Source organism: Mycobacterium sp. 1165196.3, from assembly GCF_001673415.1.
GTDB classification, from domain to species: domain Bacteria; phylum Actinomycetota; class Actinomycetes; order Mycobacteriales; family Mycobacteriaceae; genus Mycobacterium; species Mycobacterium europaeum_A.
Genome location: NZ_LZLU01000137.1, coordinates 40879 through 64769 on the forward strand (window position 1 = coordinate 40879; position 23891 = coordinate 64769).

The 23891-nt window shown below is 68.4% G+C and carries 23 protein-coding genes, 1 tRNA gene and 1 pseudogene; 8 read left to right on the forward strand and 17 right to left on the reverse strand.

The genetic code is table 11. The features are described from left to right. Together A5659_RS14510 and A5659_RS14515 are read right to left on the reverse strand one after the other, a co-directional pair. Positions 1–786: a histidine phosphatase family protein gene (locus tag A5659_RS14510; RefSeq protein ID WP_066875958.1), complete on the reverse strand. Its 786-nt coding sequence runs from the start codon at positions 784–786 to the stop codon at positions 1–3. Positions 787–821: 35 nt separating this feature from the next. Next, positions 822–1124, reverse strand: a complete 303-nt coding sequence (locus A5659_RS14515) for a hypothetical protein (RefSeq protein ID WP_066873465.1) — start codon at positions 1122–1124, stop codon at positions 822–824. 165 nt (positions 1125–1289) lie between these two features. Here A5659_RS14515 and A5659_RS14520 point away from each other — a divergent pair, with 165 nt between their 5' ends. The 6 genes from A5659_RS14520 (at position 1290) to A5659_RS14545 (ending at position 6983) form a co-directional block, all read left to right on the forward strand. Beyond that, a complete protein-coding gene (locus A5659_RS14520) occupies positions 1290–2312 on the forward strand; it encodes a YncE family protein (protein ID WP_067182005.1) in 1023 nt (340 codons plus the stop codon). Further along, complete coding sequence (locus A5659_RS14525) at positions 2309–2578, forward strand: DUF5703 family protein (RefSeq protein ID WP_066873471.1); 270 nt, start codon at positions 2309–2311, stop codon at positions 2576–2578. The genes A5659_RS14520 and A5659_RS14525 overlap by 4 nt, the downstream gene beginning before the upstream one ends. 32 nt (positions 2579–2610) lie before the next feature. Further along, positions 2611–3681 carry a quinone-dependent dihydroorotate dehydrogenase gene (locus tag A5659_RS14530; RefSeq protein ID WP_067182007.1) on the forward strand — a complete coding sequence of 357 codons (1071 nt, stop codon included), beginning with the start codon at positions 2611–2613 and terminating at the stop codon, positions 3679–3681. Positions 3682–3791: 110 nt separating this feature from the next. Next, positions 3792–5327 carry a CdaR family transcriptional regulator gene (locus tag A5659_RS14535; RefSeq protein ID WP_067182014.1) on the forward strand — a complete coding sequence of 512 codons (1536 nt, stop codon included), beginning with the start codon at positions 3792–3794 and terminating at the stop codon, positions 5325–5327. A 182-nt stretch (positions 5328–5509) separates the two neighbouring features. After that, positions 5510–6136: a hypothetical protein gene (locus tag A5659_RS14540; RefSeq protein ID WP_067182018.1), complete on the forward strand. Its 627-nt coding sequence runs from the start codon at positions 5510–5512 to the stop codon at positions 6134–6136. Between the two features lie 316 nt (positions 6137–6452). Then, positions 6453–6983 carry a GreA/GreB family elongation factor gene (locus A5659_RS14545; RefSeq protein ID WP_067182024.1) on the forward strand — a complete coding sequence of 177 codons (531 nt, stop codon included), beginning with the start codon at positions 6453–6455 and terminating at the stop codon, positions 6981–6983. 230 nt (positions 6984–7213) lie between these two features. Here A5659_RS14545 and A5659_RS14550 read toward each other — a convergent pair whose 3' ends face one another. From A5659_RS14550 to A5659_RS14565, 3 genes are all read right to left on the reverse strand, one after another. Next, a complete protein-coding gene (locus A5659_RS14550) occupies positions 7214–8596 on the reverse strand; it encodes an HNH endonuclease signature motif containing protein (protein ID WP_067182028.1) in 1383 nt (460 codons plus the stop codon). Between the two features lie 373 nt (positions 8597–8969). Beyond that, complete coding sequence (locus A5659_RS14560) at positions 8970–9500, reverse strand: YbhB/YbcL family Raf kinase inhibitor-like protein (protein WP_067182031.1); 531 nt, start codon at positions 9498–9500, stop codon at positions 8970–8972. A gap of 34 nt (positions 9501–9534) precedes the next feature. Continuing rightward, positions 9535–10908 (reverse strand): M20/M25/M40 family metallo-hydrolase, encoded by a 1374-nt coding sequence (locus A5659_RS14565; protein ID WP_369806919.1) that lies wholly within the window; start codon positions 10906–10908, stop codon positions 9535–9537. Between the two features lie 112 nt (positions 10909–11020). On the opposite strand from A5659_RS14565, the gene A5659_RS14570 reads away from it, so the two are divergent. Beyond that, positions 11021–11106 (forward strand) — tRNA-Leu (locus tag A5659_RS14570). A 270-nt stretch (positions 11107–11376) separates the two neighbouring features. After that, positions 11377–12054, forward strand: a pseudogene (locus A5659_RS14575) (phosphoribosyltransferase); the annotation flags it as partial. A 24-nt stretch (positions 12055–12078) separates the two neighbouring features. Here the strand turns inward: A5659_RS14575 and A5659_RS14580 are convergent. From A5659_RS14580 to A5659_RS14635, 12 genes are all read right to left on the reverse strand, one after another. Continuing rightward, positions 12079–12411, reverse strand: a complete 333-nt coding sequence (locus tag A5659_RS14580) for a phage holin family protein (RefSeq protein ID WP_066873498.1) — start codon at positions 12409–12411, stop codon at positions 12079–12081. Positions 12412–12502: 91 nt separating this feature from the next. After that, the gene (locus tag A5659_RS14585; protein ID WP_066873501.1) at positions 12503–13312 is read right to left on the reverse strand and encodes a DivIVA domain-containing protein; all 810 of its coding nucleotides are present in this window, start codon (positions 13310–13312) and stop codon (positions 12503–12505) included. A 275-nt stretch (positions 13313–13587) separates the two neighbouring features. Further along, on the reverse strand, positions 13588–13878 hold the full coding sequence (locus A5659_RS14590) for a YggT family protein (protein WP_007770770.1): 291 nt from the start codon (positions 13876–13878) through the stop codon (positions 13588–13590). Positions 13879–14056: 178 nt separating this feature from the next. Further along, a complete protein-coding gene (locus A5659_RS14595) occupies positions 14057–14704 on the reverse strand; it encodes a cell division protein SepF (RefSeq protein ID WP_066873504.1) in 648 nt (215 codons plus the stop codon). A gap of 66 nt (positions 14705–14770) precedes the next feature. Further along, positions 14771–15544 carry a YggS family pyridoxal phosphate-dependent enzyme gene (locus tag A5659_RS14600; RefSeq protein ID WP_066876006.1) on the reverse strand — a complete coding sequence of 258 codons (774 nt, stop codon included), beginning with the start codon at positions 15542–15544 and terminating at the stop codon, positions 14771–14773. A gap of 5 nt (positions 15545–15549) precedes the next feature. Further along, positions 15550–16257, reverse strand: a complete 708-nt coding sequence (pgeF, locus tag A5659_RS14605) for a peptidoglycan editing factor PgeF (protein ID WP_066875975.1) — start codon at positions 16255–16257, stop codon at positions 15550–15552. Between the two features lie 78 nt (positions 16258–16335). Beyond that, on the reverse strand, positions 16336–17493 hold the full coding sequence (gene ftsZ / locus A5659_RS14610; RefSeq protein ID WP_007770764.1) for a cell division protein FtsZ: 1158 nt from the start codon (positions 17491–17493) through the stop codon (positions 16336–16338). A 273-nt stretch (positions 17494–17766) separates the two neighbouring features. Continuing rightward, a complete protein-coding gene (locus tag A5659_RS14615; RefSeq protein WP_067142984.1) occupies positions 17767–18738 on the reverse strand; it encodes a cell division protein FtsQ/DivIB in 972 nt (323 codons plus the stop codon). Next, positions 18735–20219 carry a UDP-N-acetylmuramate--L-alanine ligase gene (gene murC, locus A5659_RS14620; protein ID WP_066876010.1) on the reverse strand — a complete coding sequence of 495 codons (1485 nt, stop codon included), beginning with the start codon at positions 20217–20219 and terminating at the stop codon, positions 18735–18737. The genes A5659_RS14615 and murC overlap by 4 nt, the downstream gene beginning before the upstream one ends. Further along, the gene (gene murG / locus A5659_RS14625; RefSeq protein ID WP_067182034.1) at positions 20216–21451 is read right to left on the reverse strand and encodes an undecaprenyldiphospho-muramoylpentapeptide beta-N-acetylglucosaminyltransferase; all 1236 of its coding nucleotides are present in this window, start codon (positions 21449–21451) and stop codon (positions 20216–20218) included. Before murG ends, murC begins: the two co-directional genes overlap by 4 nt. Then, positions 21448–23166 (reverse strand): putative lipid II flippase FtsW, encoded by a 1719-nt coding sequence (gene ftsW, locus A5659_RS14630; RefSeq protein WP_067182039.1) that lies wholly within the window; start codon positions 23164–23166, stop codon positions 21448–21450. The genes murG and ftsW overlap by 4 nt, the downstream gene beginning before the upstream one ends. A gap of 7 nt (positions 23167–23173) precedes the next feature. After that, a partial coding sequence (locus A5659_RS14635) for a glutamate ligase domain-containing protein (RefSeq protein WP_369829379.1) occupies positions 23174–23891 on the reverse strand: 718 nt, incomplete at its 5' end.

The following is a 23891-nucleotide window of genomic DNA, read 5'->3' on the forward strand; positions in this document are numbered from 1 at the left end:
TTAATCCGCGGAACCGCCGACCACCGCGTCGCTGGACGGCACTCCCGCACCCGGCCGCTGTGCTTCTCCGTTGGATTTGGGGTCGGTGTCGGGCGTCGTGTCGTGCTTCGAGCCTTCCTTAGCCTCTTCCTTCGCCGGAGGGCCGGCGCGCAAGGATGCCGCCAGCCGCGCACCGGTGTGGTTGACATGCAACACAAACGGACGCAGCTCGGTGTACCGGATCACACTCACCGACGCCGGGTCGGCGGTGACGCGTTGGAAGCCGTCCAGGTGGATGCCGTACGCGTCGGCGATGACGGCCTTGATGACATCACCGTGAGTGCAAGCGACCCACAGCACGTCGCCGCCGCTGTCTGCACCGGCTTCGGCGGCCAGGCGGCGGTCGTGCTCACGCACGGCGGCCACCGCCCGGGCCTGCACCTGCGCCAGGCCCTCGCCGCCGGGGAACACCGCCGCGCTGGGGTGAGCCTGCACGACCTTCCACAGCGGCTCGCTGACCAGGTCGCCGATCTTGCGGCCCGTCCATTCGCCGTAGTCCACCTCGGCAAGCCGGTCGTCGACGAGCGGCGTCAGGCACAGCGCGTCGGCCAACGGTTCGAGGGTGCGCCGGCAGCGCAGCAGCGGCGAGCTGACCAGCGCCCGGATCGGCAGCTCGCCGATCCGGTCGATGAGCCCCTCGGCCTGTTCACGGCCCTTGTCATCGAGGTCGACGCCCTCGGAGCGACCGGCGAGAACGCCCGCCGTGTTCGAACTCGAGCGGCCGTGCCGTAAGAGGATGACGGTCATATCGACCACGACGGTACCCGCTGGCCGGGTCACCGCTAGCGCGAAACGGGCACCGCATGCGCGATGGAGTCGCGCACCGCAGCGCTCAGGCTGCGCTCGTCGGTCAGGTCGATATCGACCACGTCGCGGACCGCCGTGGCGACCACCTCATCGGCCTGCGGCACGGGCCCCGCCAGCCGCGGCCGGTAAACCTCGACGACCAGGGATCGGTTCTCGATGTGGAACGAAAAGCTCCGTCCATCACCGACTTGTCCGTATCCGCTAGCGGCAATGCCCGTCGACATGTCCTCGACAGCAAACTCTTTCTGCGTCAAATGACGGTCAGCGGTGACGGCCATGAGCTGACCATACCTCGCCGATAGGGTCGAATGCAGGCGGCATGGCCCGGTGGAGGCGAAAGCGTTTCATAGAATCTGTGTTCCGCGTGCTTCTCGCCGCCAGACCACGAGGGAAATGAATTGCTGCCACTACCGTCGCGCCGGAAACGGGCAGTTCGGGGCGGTTTGACGAGTCTCGCGGTTTTGCTGCTGGCGATAGCCGGATGTTCGTCCAATTCGCTCGGTGGCGCTCCGCGCACCATCGAACCGGCACGCGCCGCCGTGTCGCCGCCCGCGTCACAGCAGCCCGCCGGCGCCGTGCGGCCGCTGCCCGGTCACGCCGCGGCGGCGGTCTTCGACGACGGCACGCATCAGCTGGTGGTCCTGACCCCGGGGGCCGACGCGGCCTCCCCCGCCAGCGTCACCGTCTTCGGTGATGCGCAGGTCACGCCCCGTGTCGTCGAGTTGCCGGGACCGGCCACCGCCTTGGCCGACGACGGCCACGGAACCGCCTACCTCGCCGCCCGCGGCGGCTACTTCACGGTCGAGCTGTCCACCGTCCGGGCGACTCAGGTGGCCGTCGCCGACGCTTCCCAGACCGATTTCACCGCGGTGGCCCAGCGCGCCGACGGCAAGCTGGTGCTGGGCAGCGCCGACGGCGCCGTCTACACCCTTGCCTCCCCGACGCCGGGCGCGGTCACCAGCGCGACCGTCGTTAACCGCAACAAGATCTTTGCGCGCGTCGATGCCCTTGCCACACAAGGCAATACGACGGTGGTGCTGGACCGCGGCCAGACGTCGGTGACGACGATGGGCGCCGACGGTCATGCCGAGCAGGCGCTGCGCGCGGGCCGGGGCGCCACCACCATGGCCGCCGATCCGGCGGGCCGGGTGCTGGTCGCCGACACCCGCGGTGGCCAGCTGCTGGTGTACGGCGTGGACCCGTTGATTCTGCGGCAGGCCTACCCGGTTGCGCAGGCGCCGTACGGCCTGGCCGGCTCCCGCGCGTTAGCCTGGGTTTCGCAGACCGTTTCCAATATCGTCATTGGTTACGATCTGTCCACCGGAATTCCCGTCGAAAAGGTGCGTTACCCGACCGTGCAGCAACCGAACTCGCTGGCCATCGACGAAGCGTCAGGCACCCTGTACGTGGTGTCGGGTTCCGGTGCGGGAGTTCAGGTCATCGAGCACGCGGCGGGTACGCGTTGACCGCGGCGCGGCGCAGCCGCCTGCCCGCGGGATGGGACACCGAGATGTCCGACGAATACGAATGGGCGCCGCTGCGTTTGCCGCCGGACGTGACCCGGGTCAGTGCGTCCACCCGATTGTCCATCGAGGCCGAATACCGCGGCTGGGAGTTGACCAGGGTGCGGCTTTACACCGACGGTAGCAGACGAGTGTTGTTGCGCCGCAAGAAGTCTCGCATCGAGGGCGCGGCTTCCGAGGGGCGACGGCCCGACCAGCCGGAACTGTGACGGCCGCCCGGTCACGCGAGGGCGGACACCGGATGTACGGCGTGGCGCGACGGCTGCTTTTCGTGATCCCGCCCGAGCGGATTCACACGCTGGTGTTCGCCTTGCTGCGTGGTGTCACCTCGGTCGGCTGGACACGGCGGTTGCTGCACCGGCTGCTGGCCCCGACGGATCCGGCACTGGCGAGCACGGTGTTCGGGGTGCGCTTCGCCGGGCCACTGGGACTGGCCGCCGGCTTCGACAAGGACGGCCTGGGGCTGCTCACGTGGGGGGCGCTCGGATTCGGGCACGCGGAGGTCGGGACGGTCACGGCCCGCCCACAGCCGGGCAACCCGGCCCCCCGGATGTTTCGGCTGCCGGCCGACCGGGCTCTGCTCAATCGGATGGGCTTCAACAACCTCGGTGCCGGCGCGCTGGCGATGCGCCTCGCGCGGCAGCGGCCCGAGGTGCCGATCGGGGTCAACATCGGCAAGACGAAGCTGACGCCGGCCGCCGCGGCCGTCGACGATTACCGGGCGAGCGCCCGGCTGGTCGGCCCCCTGGCGTCCTACCTGGTGGTCAACGTCAGCTCGCCGAACACCCCCGGGCTGCGTGATCTACAGGCCGTCGACACGCTGCGGCCCATCCTTTCGGCGGTGCTCGCCGAGACGTCCAAACCGGTGCTGGTGAAGATCGCGCCGGACCTTTCCGATGCCGACGTGGACGAAATCGCGGACCTGGCAGTGGAACTGGGCCTGGCCGGCATCGTGGCCACCAACACCACGGTGTCACGGCAGGGTCTGCGGACGCCCGGGGTCGACGAGCTGGGTCCGGGTGGCATCTCCGGGCCGCCGGTGGCACGCCGCGCGGTCGAGGTGCTGCGCCGGCTTTACGGCCGGGTCGGTGACCGCCTGGTGCTGATCAGTGTGGGGGGCATCGAGACCGCGGACGACGCCTGGGAGCGGATCACCGCGGGCGCATCGCTGCTGCAGGGTTACACCGGCTTCATCTACGGAGGAGGCTTGTGGGCCAAGCAGATTCACGATGGCATCGCGCAGCGGCTGCGCGACGGTGGCTTCGCGTCGCTCAGCGATGCCGTCGGCTCGGCGGCCCACCCGCCGGATTGAGTCGGGCCGCGCGGTCGAGCAGAAGCTCATCGGCCTAGCAATTGCATTTTCAATCGGACCCGCTTGACGCCTGGCTAGGCTGACTACCAGTTCGGCATAAGGAGCGGCTGGTGATCACGTTGGACCGCTTGGTGAACGTGCTGGGTGGTTATAGGGTCCGCTTGCGGTGGTCGTCGGTGCCCAGGTCGACCGAACTGCGCAGCGTGGTGATCCACGAAGCCGCGCCGGATCGTGTGGTGGTAGGCGATGTATTGCTGGCCATCGGCGCCGGCTCCGTTCGCGAAGCGGTGCGGTGGGCGGCTTCGGCGCGCGCCGTCGTGGTGTTGGTACGCGACGGTGAGCCGATCGCGCTCGACAGAGAGGCGTTCGACAGCGAGGCCGAGGTCGGCGCCGTCCTGGTGGTTGACGAGGCGGTCACCTGGAGCGAGGTGAGTGCGGTCGTCTACGGTCTCGTGTTGGAGGGCCGCGAGACCGAATCCGGTCGTGGCCCAACGGATTTGTTCGCGCTGGCCGATAGCCTGGCGGATGCTGTCGGCAGTTCAGTCGTCATTCACGACGCGCTGTTGCGGGTGTTGGCGTATTCGAAACAACAGCAGCATGCTGACCCGGCGCGGGTGCAGACCATCCTGGAACGACAGACGCCCGAGCAGCTGCGCGAATTGTTCGATGCGCGGGGCGTATTCGCACACCTGGGGGTCTCCGACGAACCGCTGTTCGTCCCCGAGGATCCCGAACACGGTTTGATCGGGCGTGAAGTGGTGGCGGTGCGCTCCGCGGGAGAGCTGATCGGGTCGGTATGGGTGGCGTGTTTGGCGCCTCTCGACGAAGCGGCGCGCACCGCCTTGGCCGCGGGTGCGCACACCGTAGCCCTGCATCTTCTCCGGTCCCGCGCGAGCGCGGATTTGGAACGTCAAGTCGAATCCGAACTCGTGCTTCGGCTGCTGGAGGGCACTGCTGATGCAGCCATGGTGGCGAGCAGGCTGGGTCTGCCGCACGATGGCCTGAGAGTCATTGCGCTGCAGGCGTTCATCGGCGATGAACGCGATGCCGCTTTGTTGTTGTCGTTCGAGCGTGCTACCACCGGATTCGGCTGGTCACGGCCGGGGCGCAGCGCTTTGGCGGGCAAAATCGTGTACACGCTGCTGCCCGCCGAGCAAGCGGCGACGGCGCGGCGCTGGGTAACCGGTCTGCGGGCGGCCCTGCCCGAACAGGTGACGGTGTTGGCCGGTGTAAGTGGCGCGGCTGAGGTGACAGACCTTGCCGCTGCACGCCAGGAAGCCGAGGAATGTCTTGCGCTGCATGAGATATCACCCGGGGCCGCGCCTCCGGTCTATGACGAGTCATGGGCTGACATCCTGCTGCAGCGGTTGCGCGCCGCGGCGCGCAAAGGCCGTTCCCCATCCCGTGGGCCGGTGGCCGAGCTGGGCCGTCATGACCGTGCCCACGGGACCGACTACGTCGCCACGCTGCGAGCATGGCTGGAGGCCCAGGGCGACCCGGCCGAGGCCGGAGAACGGCTCGGAGTGCACGAAAACACCGTGCGTTACCGGCTGCGCAAGATGGCCGAGATCACCACTTTGCCGTTAGACGATGCCAGAAAGCGGCTGGCGATGATGATCGAACTCGCGGCTATCGACACCGATTGACCACGCGCTGTCGGAACCCGACAAAGCGGGTCGGCGACATTGTCCGGCTGCGGCAAAGCTTGCGGCGAACATCCGCACCATCATGAAGGTTGCCCAGTCAGTGGCCAGGCTTGACTCACGATTGGTTTCCGCCCGCATTGCGCGACCTCAAGCCTGGGTCGAACCCTCCGATAGGAAATGCGATGTCCACCCCAGAGCCCGATCATCAACGGATGGCCAACCGCCGACCAGACGATGACGCCGCGATGGAAACATTCACCCTGCCTGTGCCCCGAAGGCTGTTGGCGCGACTGTTTGGTCGTAACCCGCTGATACGCAAGACAGACCGAGTGGAGGCACTGATTCTGGTACTAGCCGTTGCGGTGTCGTTGGTCGCCGTACCCATCGGTGCCGCCGTGGGCACGGTGGTCCATGATTCTCGAAGCCGTCTCTATGCCGAGCAGGTCCAAACTCGCCGCCCGGTGACCGCGACTGTCACCGGTGAGAGTCAGCGTCGCAACCTTGACAGCCCGACCGTGACGGTTCCCGCTCGATGGTTCGCCGCCGGGACCGAACGCACCGGCGACGTTACCGCGCCGCTAAAAGCCAAAATCGGGGACGAGATCGAGATCTGGGTCGACGACCGGGGCCTTCCGGTGGCAAGACCGGTAAACACCGCCCGCAACGACGCGCTGGTCTTTGCAGTAGCGACCTGGTGGGGGGTGAGCCTCTTGGCAGTCGCCCTGTTCGCCCGCGCGCGCATCACTCTTGACCGACTCCGCTACGCCCGATGGCAGCAGAGCTTCGACCGCCTGGTCGAACGACGATAAGCAGCGCGCCCCACTCTATTCCGACCCAGCCCCGCGGGGGTTGAGTTTTGGTATTTAGCAGCGCGCTCCCCTGTGGTGGGTTGGGACGCTACCAGCCACAGCGTTGTCGGGGCGTGACAATGCCGCGCACCGCGGTTGTCGTTGTCCGGCAAGCACCCTCGTACCGATGCAGGCACCATGGAATTAGAGCGCTACACGAAAAACTTTGAACCGCATCAAAATCTCGCCCACCACGGGCCTCCGAGTCGTCAGTGGCGGCTGCCCACTTCTGCCCCCCCCGACGACGCTCCCCTACAAACGAAGGGACACCGCTGAAATGACCAGCTCCGAACCCATCTGGATGACACGACAGCAATACACCCGTCTGCGGAACAGACTCAACGCGTTGCGCTCGGGGCTCATCGTTGAAACTCCCGACGACATAATGGACTTCGACGCGAATCGCGTAGCGCGACAACGACGCATCCGCGAGATTCAAAAGCTGTTGTCTAAGGCGGTCGTTGACGAGAGTCCCGCCAGTGACTCCATGGCCGAACCGGGCATGGTTCTGACCATCCGTTACGACGTCACCGGCGAGACCGAGACTTTTCTGCTCGGCAGACGCGGCAGCGAGGGCGCCAATATCAAGGTCTACTCGATGGCGTCGCCCTTGGGCCGCGCGATAGCCGGCGCGCGTCCCGGCGACCAGCGCATCTACTCAATCCCCGATGAGACGGGACGACTGGTGACGCTACTCAAGGCCGTGCCCTATGACATGTATCTGGCGGAAGGTAGCCGCGGAAAACCAACCGCATCAACGACGTTCGCATCACAAAGGGCAGCGGCCCAGACTCGCACTACGGCATAAGGAGAACGACGAATATGATTAGCACGCAACGTATCCCGCTAGGCGTCGCGATCGCATGATGCCCGGATGTGTTGAACTACGGCCGGTTACACCAATTCCTGTCATCTCGCCCATCCAGGGATGATCACATGATCTTCGAAGTGATCGACCCGGTCGCAATCATGTTTCTGTTGCTGGCAGGTTTGGGTCTAATCATGGCCGTCGCGTACGGACGCATGTAAGTCGCCGCGTTAAGCCGCCCCCACTGAGTTGTCGTTCTCGCCGTCTTCTCCCTCGCACAGCAATTCCTCTGGGTGATGGAATGTGTTGGTCCGCGGTTGCCCGCGATCGAGATGCGGCGGCGGTATCCATTCGGTGTAGCCGTTCGCCCGTTTTCGGGTGGTCCAGCCCTTCTCGAGAAGCCGGTGGTGCGGTCCGCAGGCCAAGGTGAGTTGGTCGATGTCGGTGCGGTAAGTCGTGGCCCAATCTTCGACGTGGTGCACTTCGCAGTAATAACCGGGCACGTCGCAGCCGGGATGGGAACACCCACGATCCTTGGCGTACAGCACAATCCGCTGACCCGGTGATGCCAGACGCTTGGTGTGATACAGCGCCAGCGCCTTGCCCTTGTCGAAGATCGCCAGGTAATGGTGGGCGTGGCGGGCCAGGCGGATGACATCCGACATCGGCAGCAGGGTGCCGCCGCCCGTCAAGCCCGTTCCGGCGGCGGCTTCGAGTTCCCTGAGCGTGGTGGTCACGACGATGCTGGCGGGTAATCCGTTGTGCTGACCCAACTCTCCGCTGGCCAGCGCAGCTCGCAACGCCGCGTTGAGCCCGTCGTGGTTGCGTTGACCGGGGGTGCGGGTGTCATGTTGCACAGCCTCTTCCGGCGGGGCGCCGTCCACAATCGGCGTGTCGTCGTCGGGATTGCACATGCCGGGCGCGGCCAGCTTGGCCAGCACCGCCTCCCAGCTGGCTCGCGCTTCGGGCGTCAGCCATCCACTCAGGCGCGACATGCCGTCGGCTTGCTGATTGCCGAGCACCAGCCCGCGCATCCGCGCTCGATCCTCGTCGGTGTAGTTGCCGTCGGGATTGAGGCAGTCCATCAGGCGGCGGGCGAGCTTGGCGAGCTGATCGGGCCGGAATTCGCGCGCCTTGGCTGCCAGCTGCCGCTCGGCGTGCTCACGCGTTTCGATGTCGACGGACTCGGGCAGCTGGTGGAAAAGCCGACGGATCATCGCCACGTGGTCTTGCCCGATCGCCCCGTCGCGCTGGGCCGCCGCAGTGGCCGGCAACAACGGAGCCAACGGCTCACCCGTCAGCGCCCGGCGGGGGCCCAGATCGGCGGCCTCAGCGATCCGGTGGCCGGCCTCGGCGCGGGTGATGTGCAGCCGATCGGCCAACACCCAGGACAGCTTGCCGCCAAACTCCGTTGAATCCCCTTGCTCACCAAGCTGATTGATGAGCTGATGACTTGGCGTTTGAAGCTTGCGTGCTACGCGTTCGAGTGTGTCCAAGATTCCGAGGCGTTCCGGGTTGGTCAAAGCCTCGTAGGAATGCTCCTGAAAGCGAGCGGCCGCAGCGCACAATGCCTCAACGTCGTCCTGAATCTGCTCGCGGTTGGTCAAAGTCATGGGCGCGTCCCACCCAGCCGTGCGAAAGGGCTTCGCAGCTCATATATGAGGGCATCCAGCCGGCCGATGAAAAACGCGTATCTCTCCAGCGCGTCAACCAGCTCGGCAGGCGTCAGAGCCTCCCAGGAAAGCGCCTGGAAGCGCGAGACAGCCGCGCTCAGCGCGTCAACGTCAGCCTGAATCTTTTCCCATGCACTCGAACACATGTTCGAATGCTACGACAGCCCACCGACAAAACGCGCCGCCGAAACCACCGGGACGAAACTGGCGACGTGATTTGGGATGCCGGGCGGCCGGAGCGTGCCTCGCGCCGGAGCCCTACCAGCGCCGGGAACCTTCCCGCGCGGAACGCCGTTGGCCGTAAGGCCCGCCCCTACTTCTGTTCGTAGGTGGCGTGGATGACCGCTCGCGCGATGGCGTGCTGGAACAGATTGAACCCGAGGAAGGCGGGGCTGGCGTCCTCGGGCAGATCCAGCTTGTCGGTGTCCACGGCGTGCACGGCGATGTAGTACCGGTGCGGGCCATGGCCCGCCGGCGGCGCGGCCCCGATGTAGCGGCGCTGCCCGGCGTCGTTCACCAGCGTCAGCGCGTCGCCGGGCAGGTTGCTGCCGTCGCCGGCGCCCGCGGGCAGCTCGGTGACGTCGGCCGGCAGGTTGGCCACCGCCCAGTGCCAGAACCCGGAGGCCGTCGGGGCGTCGGGGTCGTAGACCGTGACAGCGAAGCTGCGGGTCTCGTCCGGGAAGCCCGACCAGCTCAGCTGGGGGCTGACGTCTTCGCCTCCCGCGCCCATGATTCCGCTGACTTGCGGCTTGGCCAGCGGTTGGCCGTCGGTGACCGACTGGGAGGTCAGCGTGAAGGTCGGCAGCTTGGGCAACGATGCGTACGGGTCGGGAGCAGTGCTCATGGCGGTCCTCTCGTGTGATCGGCTTGCGTCTGATCTAGCAGTGGGTCAGGAAGTGGGCCAGCACGTCGGTGCCGAACCGCAGCGCATCGATGGGTACCCGCTCATCCACGCCGTGGAACAATGCCGTGAAATCCAAGTCCGGCGGCAACCGCAGCGGGCTGAAGCCGAAACAACGAATACCCAAGCGCGCAAACGACTTTGCATCGGTGCCGCCGGAAAGCATATACGGCACGGTACGGGCGCCCGGGTCGAACGCCAGCACGGCGGCGTTCATGGCATCGACGAGGTCGCCGTCGAAGCTGGTCTCATAGGACGACAGATCCTGGATCCACTCGCGCGTCACGTCCGGTCCCAGCAGCTCGTCGACCTCGGCCAAGAACGCCTCCCTGCGGCCCGGCAATATCCGGCAGTCCACCACCGCCTCCGCGACGGCCGGTACGACGTTGGCCTTGTACCCCGCCTTGAGCATGGTGGGGTTCACGGTGTCGTGCAGCACGGCCTTGAGCATGCGGGCCATCGGGCCCAGCTTGTCGATCGCCCCGCGCAGGTCCCCCGATTCGGTGTCGAAGGTGAGGCCGGTCTCCTCGCTGACCGCGGCGAGGAACTGCGCGACGGCGTCGTTCAGCACGAGCGGAAACTGGTGGCGGCCCAGGCGGGCAACGGCCTCGGCGACGGCGGTGACGGCGTTCTGGTCGTGCACCATCGACCCGTGTCCGGCCGGCCCCCGGGCGGTCAGCTTCATCCAGGACAGCCCCTTTTCGGCCGTCTCGATCAGATAGAGCCGACGTTCGCCCCCGTCCTTGCGCGGCACCGTCAGCGAGAAGCCGCCCACCTCACCGATCGCCTCGGTGATGCCGGTGAAGAGCTCGGGGCGATTGTCGACCAGCCACTGCGCGCCGAAGGTCCCGCCGTGTTCTTCGTCGGCGATGAACGCGAAGACCAGGTCGCGCGGCGGCACGATGCCCGCCCGCTTCAAGTGGCGGGCCACCACGATCATCATGCCGACCATGTCCTTCATGTCGACCGCGCCGCGACCCCAGACGAAGCCGTCTTTGACCGCGCCGGAGAACGGGTGCACGCTCCATTCGGTCGGCTCGGCCGGCACCACGTCCAGATGCCCGTGAATCAGCAGGGCGCCACGCGAGGAGTCCGCTCCCGGCAGCCGGGCGAACACGTTGCCGCGGCCCGGGGCGCCGGATTCGACGTAGTGCGGCGCGTAGCCGACCTCGGCGAGCTGCTCGGCCACCCACTGCGCGCAGTCGGCCTCTCCCTTGGTCGTCTCCGGTTCGCCGGTGTTGGTGGTGTCGAACCGGATCAACTTGCTGACAACCTCGACCACGTCGTCGCTCGGGTTGGTTGGCCCCTCGGTCGCCCCGCTCTGAATGGTCACAACCACCTTTCCTACCATTGCCGAGGCCGGACGGCTCGATGCCGATCGTCGACACGTCTCGAGGAGCTGGATTGGGTTCGCGGCCCGCGATCCGATAGCCTTAGCTGCCAACCCATGCTGGTTTGGCCTTGTCCGAGTGGCGGAATGGCAGACGCGCTAGCTTGAGGTGCTAGTGCCCTACTAATGGGCGTGGGGGTTCAAGTCCCCCCTCGGACACGCGACTGAGGCGAGCGAAATGGACGCTTGCGTTCAGTTCCGAGCCGATGGAGTGTGTTGAGCCGCGCAGCGGCGCGCACACGCGACTGAGCCGAGTGAAATGGATGCTCGCATTCATTCCTGAGGCGATGGAGTGTGTTGAGCCGCGAAGCGGCGATCACGCCCGTACCTGGTCACGCCGCCTGGGTGGCGCGGTCTCATCTCGCGCATCCTCCCCATTGCGACCGCACGTAGCCTGGAAGCAGGCCCAGTAGCCGGGAGTGTGAACGCATGAACCGATCGAGTGGCTTTGTCCGGCGGACATCGCCGAAGACGTTCGTCGACCGACGCGAGGCCGGACGCGCGCTGGGACTGCAGCTGGCGGCCTATCGCGGCCGCGGTGACGTGCTGGTATTCGGTCTGGCGCGTGGCGGCGTGCCGGTGGCCTGGGAGATCGCCGCGGCCCTCGGTGCTCCGCTCGACGTCTTTCTGGTCCGCAAGCTCGGGGTGCCGCAGTGGTCGGAGCTGGCGATGGGCGCCTTGGCCAGCGGTGGCGGTGTGGTGATGAACGACGATGTGGTGGCCAGCCTGCACATCACCGACGAGCAGGTCCGCGAGGTGATCGACAGCGAGGCCGCCGAGCTGCTGCGGCGCGAACACGCCTACCGGGGCGGTCGCCCGATGGCCGACCTGCGCGACAGGATCGTCGTCCTGGTCGACGACGGAATCGCAACGGGCGCAAGCATGCTCGCCGCCGTGCGCGCCATCCGGGCCGCCGGGCCGAAATCGATCGTGATCGCCGTGCCGGTGGGTCCGGAGTCGACCTGCCGCGACCTCGCGCGGGAGGCCGATGACGTGGTGTGCCTGACGATGCCGCCCGGATTCGAAGCGGTCGGACAGGTCTACGACGACTTCCACCAGATCAGCGACGACGAGGTGCGCGAGCTGCTGGGCACGGCTACCGGCTGAGCGCCGAGCCGTCGAGGCAAAGAATTACTTGGCGGGCTCGTCGCCGTGGCCCTCGGCCGGGACCCTGGACTCCTCGGTCGGCGCGGTCTCCCCCGTCGCCGGTTCGCCCTCGCCCGGGACCTCCTCGGGGTAGTCGACGTAGCCCTCCTCGTCGACCTGCGCCTCGTCGGCGTCCTGGGCTTCGTCGCCGCCCAGGTCGCGCCGCTGGCGTTCCCGCAGCGCGTCGAGGATCAACAACACCACGCCCACCACGCTGGCGGCGATGCAGACCCAGGCCACCAGCTCGTTGCTGGTGACGACCGCGAACACCAACGCGACGAGCCCGATCAGGGCCAATACCAGCGCAATGATGAGCATCAGTCATCCTCCAAGCGACGAGCGGGACCGCGGGTTCATGACCTAGTGTGCCAACCCCGAAGCTCGGCGAGCGACCGGCACGCCCGAACGGCTAGTTGTTGCCCCGGTTGAACTGGTCGAAGCTGCCCGCGTCGGCGCTGGAGTCCACGGGTGCCGCGGATCCGCGCTGGCCGAGTTCTTCCAGTTGGGACTCCAGGTAGGTCTTGAGCCGGGTCCGGTACTCGCGTTCGAACGTGCGCAGCTGCTCGAGGCGGCCTTCCAGGACGGTGCGCTGCTGGTTGATGGTGCCCATGATCTCGGAATGCTTGCGCTCGGCGTCGGCCTGCAGGGCGTCGGCCTTCTCCTGGGCCTGCCGCAACTGGGTCTCCGAACGGGTCTGCGCGTCGGCGAGCATCGCGTCGGCGCGCTGCCGGGCCTCGGTGACGGTGGTCTCGGCGGTGCTGCGCGCCTCGCTGAGAATCTGGTCGGCATTGGCGCGGGCGTCGGCCAGCATCTTCTCAGACTCGGCCTTGGCGGTCGTGGTCAGGCGGTCGGCGGTGTCTTGCGCCAGCGTCAGCACCCGAGCGGCCTTCATGGCCTGTTCCTCGTTGTTGGCCGCGGCGGTCGGGGCTGCGGCCGGCGCCGGCTTGACCGGTTCCGGTTCGGGGACCGGCTCGCGCACAGGAATGGCCTGGGTGGGGGCGGCGGCCGCGGCCGGAGTGGCCGAGCCACCGCCGGAGGCCAGCTCGTGGTCCAGCTCCTCGATTCGTTGGCGCAGATCGCTGTTCTCTTCGATGAGCCGCGTCAGCTCGGCTTCCACCAGATCGAGGAAGGCATCCACCTCGTCTTCGTTGTAGCCCCGCTTGCCGATCGGTGGCTTACTGAACGCCACATTGTGGACGTCGGCTGGTGTAAGCGGCATTGTTTCGTCCCCTCAAGTTCCTTCTCGAACGTTCTGGAAAGTGTAGAACGCAGTGGTAGCCGTAGTGCAACTGCCGTCCATCCTGTCACACCAGGCGCGACCGTTGCTGATTAGCCCAATAAATAAGGACCAATTTCAAACATTGAGGGCAATAAAATCCGAAACCTTAGAAATTTTAAATCGGGGGAACCAAACCGACGCTAAAACGTGTCCGAACCGTCTCCGGGGCGGAATGCGTTAGCTCCGACGGTCCGCCCGGCGGGCCTCCGGGCGCCCTATGCGGCGGCGCCGAAGGCCAGTTGCATGCCGATGAACGCGACGAGCAACAGCACCATGATCGACAGGTCGAAGCGGACCGCTCCGATGGTGAGTTGCGGGATGAGCCGGCGCAGCAATTTCACCGGCGGATCGGTGATCGACAGGATGATCTCGAGCACCACGACGGTGATGCCGGTGGGATGCCAATCCCGGCTGAACGAGCGGATGAACTCGACGACGACCCGAGCGATGAGCAGCAGCCAGAAGATGAACAGCGCAAACCCGAGGATCTGAAAGAACAACACCAACTGAAGTGCCCCGACCTTACCCATGAGATGACAAGCGATGCTCAGCGATGGCCAAGCGCCGCGGACCAGCGCGGCGCCTGCCAGCCTACCGACTCCGAGTAAGAGCCCCTATCTCACGTCACCCTTGCGGTGGCTCGGGTGACCGAGCCGCCGCTGCGGATCGGGGCGGCGGATGCGCCTATTGGTAAGCGTAGAAACCGGTTTCGGCGATCCGGCGGCGCTCCTCCGGGGACACGTCGACGTCGGCGGGCGACAGCAGGAACACCTTGGTGGCGACTTTGTCGAACGAGCCGCGCAAGGCGAAGGCCAAGCCGGCCGCGAAGTCGACGAGCCGCTTGGCGTCGGCGTTGTCCATCGACACCAGGTCCATGATCACCGGGGTGCCGTCGCGGAAACGCTCGCCGATGGTGCGGGCCTCGCTGTAGTCCTTGGGCCGCAGCGTGGTGATCTTCGATAGCGGGTGGCCCTCTTCGAACATCATCGCCATCCGGCGCGGGTCCATCGCCAGCGCGCCGCGGGTGGAGTTGCGCAACCACGACCCGAAGCGCGGGCCGCCGCCGCGCTCGGCGCGGTCGAACTCGCGGGGGTGGACGGCGCCGTAGCGCGGCTCGTCCCCGTAGCCGCCGCGGTAGCCGGCGGGCGGCGGGTAGTCGGCGGGTTCGCGGCGCGGATCGTCGTAGTCGTCTTGCTCGTAGCGACCGTATCCGTCGTCAAATCGCGGGCGCGGGAAACCACGGGACGGCGCGTGGTCGTCGTAATACTCGTCCTCGTAGTCGTCCATTGGGGCCATACCGAAATAGGCCTTGACTTTGTGCAGTGTGCTCATTGCGTTGACCCTTCTAGCCCCTGGGAGTACTGGTGTTAGTGATAAAGCTGTTACTGCAGTGACTACTTACGGTGACGGTAACCGCCGCGGGCCCATTAGCGCGGTACCGACACGCACACACGTCGAACCGTGTTTGACGGCGATTTCGAAGTCGTTCGACATGCCGGCGGACAGCCCGACGGCGTTGCGGTGGGATTCGAGAACCCGTCGATGCTCGGATCGGAGCCGGTCAAAGGCCTCTTCGGGGTCCGAGTCCAGCGGCGGAATCCCCATCAGCCCCACCAGGTCCAGGTTCTTGGACTCCTCGACCTGGTCGCACACCTGATCGACGGCTCCCGGCCGGGATATGTCGACGCCACCGCGAGACTCGTCGCCGTCGAGGCTGACTTGGACATAGATCCGCATCGGGAAGGTGCGACGGCCGTCGGAAAGCGCCGCGGCCACCCCCTTGTCCAGCGCGGTCACCAGATGAGCGCTGTCGACGGAGTGAGCGGTGTGCGCCCAGCGCGCCACCGACCGTGCCTTGTTCCGCTGGATGTGACCGACCATGTGCCAGCTTGGATTTCCCACGCCCGCCCGCGCGGACGCCGCCAGCAGCCGGGTGACTTCGGCCACTTTCGCCGTCGCCTCCTGGTCCCGCGATTCGCCGACGGCGCGACAACCCAATCGGGACAAAGTCACAACGTCGGTTGCTGGAAAGTATTTGGTAATCGGCAGAACTTCGATTTCGCCGACGTTGCGGCCCGCCGCTTCCGCTGCGGCGGCCAGGCGCGAGCGCACCGACGCCAACGCGTGGGTCAATTCCGATTCGCGGTCGCTTCGACTGTTCGGGGCCGCCATCGCAATCACTCCATCCAGACCAGTGAGGCCAGCCGCCCGGTCGGCGCGTCCCGGCGGTGACTGAACAAGGCCGGGTCGTCCACCGTGCAGCGCGGATCGATGTCGATGGCCGTCACGCCTAAATTCCTTAGCTGCCAAGCGATTCCGGCACGCAGATCCAGCCCGGGCGTGCCCGCCCCGGTGGTGGTCCGGCTGCCCGGCAACGCCGCCTCGACCTCGTCGGCCATCGCCGCGGGCACTTCGTAATTGCGGCCGCTGACCGCCGGACCCAGGAGCGCCGAAATGTCTTCGGGCCGCGCGCCGAGCTCCACCATCGTCTCCAGCGTGCGGGCCACCACCCCGCGCTGTGCGCCGACCCGACCGGCGTGCACCGCCGCGGCCACACCGGCACGCGCGTCGGCCAGCAACACCGGAACGCAATCGGCGGTCACCACCGCCAGCGCGAGACGCGCGGTGCGGGTCACCAACGCGTCCGTGTCGTCGACCGCGGTGTCGCGCGCCCCGTCGACCACCTCGACCCGATCGCCGTGGACCTGGTTCATCCACACCACCCGAGCGCCGCGCAGCCCGATGGCCGCGGCCAGCCGGGCGCGGTTGTCGGCCACCGCCGCGGGGTCGTCCCCGACGTGGTCGCCGAGGTTGAAGCTGTCGAAGGGCGGCTTCGAGACACCACCGGCGCGGGTGGTGGTCACCCGTCGAATGCGAACGCTCACGTGACCAGTATCGGAGATGCCCTGTCTAACAGGCGGCCCCGACCGTCGCGGCCGGGGATCCAGGGTCACCGGCATATCTCAGCGACGCATGAAGGGCGGCACGTCGACGTCGTCGTCATCGCCGCCGATATTCAAGGTCGAGCCGTTGGTGTGAACCGGCACGCTGACCGCGTCGACCGGTTCGAACAACGTCGAGGTGAGCTTGCCCGCCTTTGCCGACTCGATCCGGTGCGCACCGCCCTTTTCCTCCTTGTCGGCGCTGCCGCCGATGACGGGTTTGCGGCCGGCGCCGGCGGCATCGAAGCCCGCGGCGATGACGGTGACGCGCACCTCGTCGCCCAGCGAGTCGTCGATCACGGTGCCGAAGATGATGTTGGCGTCCTGGTGGGCGGCGTCCTGCACCAGCGAGGCCGCCTCGTTGATCTCGAACAGGCCCAGGTCGCTGCCGCCGGCAATCGACATCAGCACGCCGTGCGCGCCCTCCATCGAGGCTTCCAGCAGCGGCGAGTTGATGGCGATCTCGGCGGCCTTGAGCGAGCGGCCCTCGCCGCGGGCGGAGCCGATACCCATCAGGGCCGTGCCCGCGCCGGACATGATGCCCTTGACGTCGGCGAAGTCCACGTTGATCAGGCCCGGGGTGGTGATCAGGTCGGTGATGCCCTGCACACCGTTGAGCAGCACCTCGTCGGCGCTGCGGAAGGCGTCCATCAGCGAGACCGCGGCGTCGCCCATCTGCAGCAGCCGGTCGTTGGGGATCACGATCAGCGTGTCGCAGCTCTCGCGCAGCGCCGAGATGCCGCTCTCGGCCTGGTTGCCGCGCCGCTTGCCCTCGAACGAGAACGGGCGGGTGACCACGCCGACGGTCAGCGCGCCCAGCTTGCGCGCGATGCTGGCGACGACGGGCGCGCCGCCGGTGCCGGTTCCGCCGCCCTCGCCGGCGGTGACGAACACCATGTCCGCGCCGCGCAGCAGCTCCTCGATCTCGTCCTTGGCGTCCTCGGCGGCCTTGCGGCCGACCTCCGGGTCCGCCCCGGCGCCCAGGCCACGCGTGGATTCGCGCCCGACGTCGAGTTTGACGTCGGCATCACTCATCAACAGCGCCTGCGCGTCGGTGTTGATGGCGATGAACTCCACGCCTTTGAGGCCTTGTTCGATCATCCGGTTGACGGCGTTGACGCCGCCGCCACCGATACCCACGACCTTGATCACGGCCAGGTAGTTGTGCGGGGGGGTCATCATTCGTCTTCCTCCCTGATGGGCTTGGCTCAGCTCTCCCGGCGGTGGGCTCCTCCGGACGTCGCGGCCCCTCCCTGGCAAACCCTCAACCTCAACCATAGAGTTAGAGTTATGTCAAGTAGTGGCGCGCAACCAGAACGGTATGGGTAGGGCGCGCCCTAACCCCGCAGGCGCGCCGACACGCGCCCCGCAAATTTTGGGCAATTTTGGTGCGTCGCGGCGGCGTGAGCGCTGCTCGACGGCGGATCGGGGCGGACGACGTGACGAAGATCGCTACTTGACCGTCGGCAGATCCGGGCTGGACACGTCGTAGGTCTTGCCGGGCTGCGTCAACAGCGCGGCCAGCTTCTCGGCCTTCTCGTCGGTGCGGTCGGTAGTGCCCCAGATCACCACCCGGCCGTCGCCGAGGGTCAGGGTGATCGAGGCGACCGAGGGCGCCGCGATCCGGCCGACCTGGCCTCCGACCTCGGGCCGCAGCGCGGTCAGCACCTGCAGGGCGGCCTTGGTGGCCGGGTCGTTCGGACCCGGGTCGGCGACGTCGAGGTACGGCAGGGCCGGGGGCGGCGGGCCGGTCGCGAAGTCCACGCCGTCGCGGTCGAACAGATGCGGGCCGTCGGGAAAGTCCTTGACCGCCACCGGAACTCGCTCCACGATGGTGATCCGCAGCGCCGACGGGTACTGGCGCTGCACCCGCGCGCTGGCCACCCGCCGGATCGCCGCCACCCGGTCGGCCACCTGGCTGGTGTTGATCTGCAGCAGCGGCGTTCCGGGCCGCACGTGCGCCGCCTCCAGGACCTCTTCCCGGGTGACCACCCCGGTGCCGACGACCACGATGTTGCGGGCCGACATCGCCGGCGTGAAGTAGAGGATCAAGGCCAGCCCGATGCCGACGACCACCAGCAGGATGGTCGCCAGCAGCATCTTCAGGCCCCGAACGACCCCGCGCGCAACGGGTTTGGGCTCGGTGACCAGCCGCCCGCTGGCCCGGCGCTTGGCCTCGCGGCGCGCCTCTTCGATGGCGGTGGCGCGGGCCTGCGCGGCGCGGCGTTCGGCGCGTTCCCGGCGGGCACGCCGGCGTGGCCCCTCGACATCGGCCTGATCGGGCTGGGGGCCGGCGTCACCCCGCTCCGCGCCTGTACCGGTGACGAGCGGTTCGGTGACCGCGATGTCGTCGGCGCCGGACGGCTGACCGGCGGCCCGTGCCCCGGCCACGTCGGTCGGGACCGGGTCGTCCGGCTCCGTCATCGCAACGCCCCGGGGGCGCCGCGGTTGGCCCGCACCCGCAACGCCGTCACGATCTCGGGCCCGAGCAGGGTCACGTCGCCGGCTCCCATGGTCACGATGACGTCGCCGGGCGCGGCGACCGCGGCCACCTGCTCGGCGGCCGCGGAGAAGTGCGGCAGGTAGCGCACCGGCACGCTGACATGCTCGGCGACACTGGCGCCGCTGACACCGGCCAGCGGCTGTTCGCGCGCGCCGTAGACGTCGAGAACGAACACCTGGTCCGCCGCGTCCAGCGCCCGCCCGAACTCTTCGGCGAAAGCCTTTGTCCGCGAATACAAATGGGGTTGGAACACCGCGATACTGCGGCCGTCACCGCTTTGCTCGAGCAGGGTGCGGACCGCCGCCAGCGTGGCGACGATCTCGGTGGGGTGGTGGGCGTAGTCGTCGAACACCCGCACCGAGGCCGCGCTGCCCACCAGTTCGAACCGGCGGCGCACGCCCTCGAAGCCGGCTAGGCCGTCCAGCACGGCGTCGGCCGGGGCGCCGATCTCGAGCGCCGCCAGCAGCGCACCCATCGCGTTGAGCGCCATGTGGCGGCCGGGCACCGACAACCGCATCACCCGCGGGTGCTGCTCCGGGTCGAGTTCGGGGGCCAGCCGGATCTGCGCGACGGCCTCGGTGCCCTGCTGCTGCCACGAGAGCAACGTCGCGGCCAGCTCCTCGCCCGGGCGCGATGACCCGTCCTGCGACACCGATCCGTACCGCAGCACCCGGATGCCCAGCTCGGCCGTGCGTCTGGCCAGCGCCTGTGCCCCCGGATCGTCGACGCACACCACCAGCGCGCCGCCGGGGGCCAGTCGCTCCACGAAGGCGTCGAACACGGCGACATAGGCGTCGGCGCTGCCGTAGAAGTCCAGGTGGTCGGTCTCGATGTTGGTGACGACGGCGACGTTGGGCGTGTACTCGAGCAGCGAGCCATCGCTTTCGTCGGCCTCGGCGACGAAGCAGTCGCCGCTGCCGTGGTGGGCGTTGGTGCCGGCCTCCCCCATCTCGCCGCCGACCGCGAAGGACGGATCGCGTCCGCAGTGCTGCAGCGCCACGATGAGCATCGACGTCGTCGTCGTCTTGCCGTGCGTGCCGGTGACCATCAGCGTGGTGCGCCCGTCCATCAGCTTGGCCAGCACGGCCGGCCGCAGGATCACCGGGATGCCGCGCCGGCGGGCCTCGACCAGCTCCGGGTTGGTCTTCGGGATGGCGGCGTGGGTGGTGATGACGGCGGTGACGCCGCCGGGCAACAGGTCCAGTGCGGCGGCGTCATGCCCGATGTTGATCTGCGCGCCGCGGGCGCGCAGCGCGTGGATGCCGCGTGACTCCTTGGCGTCCGAACCGGATACCAGCCCGCCGCGGTCGAGCAGGATGCGCGCGATGCCCGACATGCCGGCTCCCCCGATGCCGACCATGTGCACGCGCTGCAGCTCGGGCGGCAGCTGCGGGGTGTTCACCGGGTTCTCCCGGCCCACCGGCCACTCGGGCGGCCGAGCTGCGCCTTCCTGGCGATGTCCAGCGCCGCCTGGGCCACCCGCCGGGCCGCGTCGGGGTGTCCGACCAGCGCGGCGGCGGTGGTCATGGCCGCCAGCCGTGGCGGGTCGCCTAGGAGCCCCGCCACCTCGCGGGCCACCAGCTCGGGCGTCAGGTCGGCGTCCGCGACGATCATGCCGCCACCGGCGTTGACCACCGGCAGCGCGTTGAGCCGCTGCTCGCCGTTGCCGATCGGCAGGGGCACGTAGATGGCCGGCAGGCCGACCGCCGACACCTCGGCGACCGTCATCGCACCGGATCGGCAGATCACCAGGTCGGCGGCCGAATAGGCCAGGTCCATCCGGTCCAGGTAGGGCACCGCCACGTAGGGCGGGTCACCGGGGTCGGGTTCGCGCAACTCCAGCGTGTTCTTGGGGCCGTGCGCATGGAGGACCGCCACGCCGGCGGCGGCGAGCTCGGCGGCCGCGCCCGAAACGGCCCGGTTCAGCGAGGCCGCGCCCTGCGAGCCGCCGAACACCAGCAGCACCCGGGCGTCGTCGGCGAAGCCGAAGTGTCTGCGCGCCTGCGCACGCAGCGCCGCGCGGTCCAGCGAGGTGATGGCCTCGCGCACCGGCACCCCGACCACCTCGGCGCGCGGCAGGCCGCAATCGGCCACCGCGGACAGCACCCGCTCGGCGCTGCGGGCGCCGACCCGGTTGGCCAGCCCGGCGCTGGCATTGGCCTCGTGGATCACCACCGGGATCCGCGGCTTGCGCGGCGAGACACCGCGGGCGGCGAGATAGGCCGGCAGGGCCACGTATCCCCCGAAGCCGATGATCACGTCGGCGTCGACCGCCCTCAGCACGGCGCGGGTCTCGCGAACGGCCCGCCACACCCGCGAGGGCAGCCGCGCCAGGTCGCCGCTGGGCTTGCGCGGCAGCGGCACCGGCGTGATCAGCTCGAGGTCATAGCCGCGCTCGGGCACCAGCCTGGTTTCCAGCCCGCGCGCGGTGCCCAGCGCGGTGATGCGGACCTGCGGATCGAGCGCGCTCAGCGCGTCCGCGACGGCCATCGCCGGCTCGACGTGACCGGCGGTTCCCCCACCGGCCAGCACGACCGACAGGGGCTTTTCGGGCGTAAAAGAGGGCAACGCGGCACCGGCGGGCAAGGGGTTTGCCCCCCGCCCGCCGGTCGGCTTGTTGACCGTGTCGTTCACCCGTAACGCTGACCTTCCAGTGCGCGTGCGCGTCGTGGCTGACGCTGGCCTGCCGCCTGGCTGACGCGGCGCTGGCCAGATCCATGATGCCTGGCCCGCGATCGGGCGGTACCTCCAGTCTGGCGAGCCGGCCGGCCGGCCGTTCGCGGCAGCGCCGGCCGCTGCGGACCCTCTACCTTCGGGGAGGCCTTGCGGGCGGGCTTGCGGCCGGGCGCCCCGGCGCCCTTGCGTGGGGCTTCGCCCGATTGCGAGGCGGCCTTCGGGCGGGCCCGCTTGCGGTCGCGGAACGCCTCCAGGCGCGTCGGCGAGTAGGGCTCGGGCAGCGGCAGCCGCAGGATCCGGTTCACCTTGTCGTCGCGGCCGGCCCGCAGGGCGGCCACCGCCTCCGGCTCGTGACGGGCCGCATTGGCCATGATGCCGATCATGAAAAGTGTTGCCGCGGTGGACGTTCCACCAGCGGAAATGAGTGGCAGCTGAATGCCGGTCACCGGCAGGATGCCGATGACGTAGCCGATGTTGATGAACGCCTGCCCCAGCACCCACATCGTCGTGGTGGCCGTCAGCAGCCGCAGGAACGGATCGGCCGAGCGGCGCGCGATCCGCATCCCGGTGTAGGCGAACAGCCCGAACAGCACCAGCAGCGCGAAGGCGCCGATGAAGCCGAGCTCCTCGCCAATGATCGCGAAGATGAAGTCGTTGTGCGCGTTGGGCAGGTAGTTCCACTTGGCCACGCCCTGGCCCAGGCCGTCACCGAAGATGCCGCCGTGCGCGAGCGCGAACTTCGCCTGCCGGGCCTGGTAGCCGGTGTCCTGCGGGTCGTTCTCCGGGTTGATCCAGGACCGCACCCGGTCCGACCGGTAGCCGGCCGACATGGCCAGGATCGCGCCGGCCACGAACACGGCCAGCAACGAGGTGACGAACACGCGCAGCGGCAGGCCGGCGTACCACAACAGGGCCAGCAGGATGATGCCCAGCGACACCGTCTGCCCGAGGTCGGGCTGCGCCACGATCAGCGCGAGCGCGATCACCGCCGCCGGCACCAGGGGGATCAGCAATTCCCGCAGGGTCGCCCGCTCCAGGCGGCGGGCGGCCAGCATGTGGGCGCCCCAAATGGCGAAGGCGATCTTGGCCAGCTCGGAGGGCTGCATCGAGAAACCCGCGACCACGAACCATTTACGAGATCCGTTGGCCAGGTTGCCGATACCGGGAACGAGCACCAGCACCAGCAGGATGACGGTGACGACGTAACCGGTGAATGCGACCCGCCGGATGAACCGCACCGACATCCGCAGGGAGGCGTAGCAGGCGATGAGCCCGACCACGGTCCACAACACCTGCTTGCCGAAGATCACCCAGGCCGACCCGTCGGCGTCGTAGGACCGCACGCCCGACGCCGAGAGCACCATGATCAGCCCGAGCGTCGTCAGTAGCCCCGCCACGGCGATGATCAGGTGAAACGACGTCATGGGCCGGCCCAGCCAGGCGCCGAACCTGCCGTGCGCACCGCCGTCTTTGGCGGGCTTGTCCTTCGTCTGCGGCGCGTCGGCCTTCTTGTCGGCCTTCTTGTCGGCCTTCCTGTCGGCCTTCTTGTCGGTCTCGGCTGCCGGGGCGTCGGCGGCATCAGCGTCGGCATTGTCGGCCGCACCGGCCTCGGCCGCGGCCGTCTCGGTGGTGTCTTTACCCCGGCGCAGCCGCCGGGTCAGTGCGTTATCCACGCCCGCCCTACCGGAGCGCCGCACGCACGGCGGCGGCGAAGGCGTCGCCACGGTCGGCGTAACCCGCGAATTGGTCGAACGATGCGCCCGCCGGAGCCAGCAGGACGGTGTCACCGGGCTTCGCTACGGTACGAGCCGCGGCGACCGCCGCGGTCATGACCGCCGTGCCCACGTTGTCCCCGGAATGTTGCTTGTCGCCCAATTGTTTCGCTTCTGTCACATCTGCCCCAAGAACCACAGCAGTCGCATCCATATCAGCATCCTCGCCTGTCACAACGTGCAGGACGGGGACATCCGGCGCGTGTCGCGATAACGCCTCTGCAACCAATTGCCGATCTCGGCCGATGAGCACCGCCGCGACCAGCCGCGACGCCATCCTGGAGACCTCGGCGTCGACCGACGCGCCCTTGAGCAGGCCGCCGGCGATCCACACGACCCGGGGGTAGGCGAGCACGGACGCCTCGGCGGCGTGCGGGTTGGTGGCCTTGGAGTCGTCGACGTAGGTGATTCCGTCGGCGACGGCCACGACCTCGGCCCGGTGCCGGGGCCGGTCGGGGTGCTCGACGCGCTGGCCGCCGCGGCGCTGGCGCGCAGCGTCGACGTGCCGGCCGAGGCGATCGCGGCCGCGGGCGCCTCGTTCCGGGTGGGCCGGCACCGGGCCGAGGTCGTGGCCGTCGCCGACGGAATCACCTACGTCGACGACTCCAAGGCCACCAACCCGCACA

What these genes read in the sequence shown, in the direction of transcription:
- A5659_RS14510 (WP_066875958.1), bottom strand. Translation starts at nt 786, where the DNA reads ATGACCGTCATCCTCTTACGGCACGGCCGCTCGAGTTCGAACACGGCG.
- A5659_RS14515 (WP_066873465.1), bottom strand. Translation starts at nt 1,124, where the DNA reads ATGGCCGTCACCGCTGACCGTCATTTGACGCAGAAAGAGTTTGCTGTC.
- A5659_RS14530 (WP_067182007.1), top strand. Translation starts at nt 2,611, where the DNA reads ATGTACGGCGTGGCGCGACGGCTGCTTTTCGTGATCCCGCCCGAGCGG.
- A5659_RS14540 (WP_067182018.1), top strand. Translation starts at nt 5,510, where the DNA reads ATGTCCACCCCAGAGCCCGATCATCAACGGATGGCCAACCGCCGACCA.
- A5659_RS14545 (WP_067182024.1), top strand. Translation starts at nt 6,453, where the DNA reads ATGACCAGCTCCGAACCCATCTGGATGACACGACAGCAATACACCCGT.
- A5659_RS14550 (WP_067182028.1), bottom strand. Translation starts at nt 8,596, where the DNA reads ATGACTTTGACCAACCGCGAGCAGATTCAGGACGACGTTGAGGCATTG.
- A5659_RS14560 (WP_067182031.1), bottom strand. Translation starts at nt 9,500, where the DNA reads ATGAGCACTGCTCCCGACCCGTACGCATCGTTGCCCAAGCTGCCGACC.
- A5659_RS14565 (WP_369806919.1), bottom strand. Translation starts at nt 10,908, where the DNA reads ATGGTAGGAAAGGTGGTTGTGACCATTCAGAGCGGGGCGACCGAGGGG.
- A5659_RS14580 (WP_066873498.1), bottom strand. Translation starts at nt 12,411, where the DNA reads ATGCTCATCATTGCGCTGGTATTGGCCCTGATCGGGCTCGTCGCGTTG.
- A5659_RS14585 (WP_066873501.1), bottom strand. Translation starts at nt 13,312, where the DNA reads ATGCCGCTTACACCAGCCGACGTCCACAATGTGGCGTTCAGTAAGCCA.
- A5659_RS14595 (WP_066873504.1), bottom strand. Translation starts at nt 14,704, where the DNA reads ATGAGCACACTGCACAAAGTCAAGGCCTATTTCGGTATGGCCCCAATG.
- A5659_RS14600 (WP_066876006.1), bottom strand. Translation starts at nt 15,544, where the DNA reads ATGGCGGCCCCGAACAGTCGAAGCGACCGCGAATCGGAATTGACCCAC.
- ftsZ (WP_007770764.1), bottom strand. Translation starts at nt 17,493, where the DNA reads ATGACCCCCCCGCACAACTACCTGGCCGTGATCAAGGTCGTGGGTATC.
- A5659_RS14615 (WP_067142984.1), bottom strand. Translation starts at nt 18,738, where the DNA reads ATGACGGAGCCGGACGACCCGGTCCCGACCGACGTGGCCGGGGCACGG.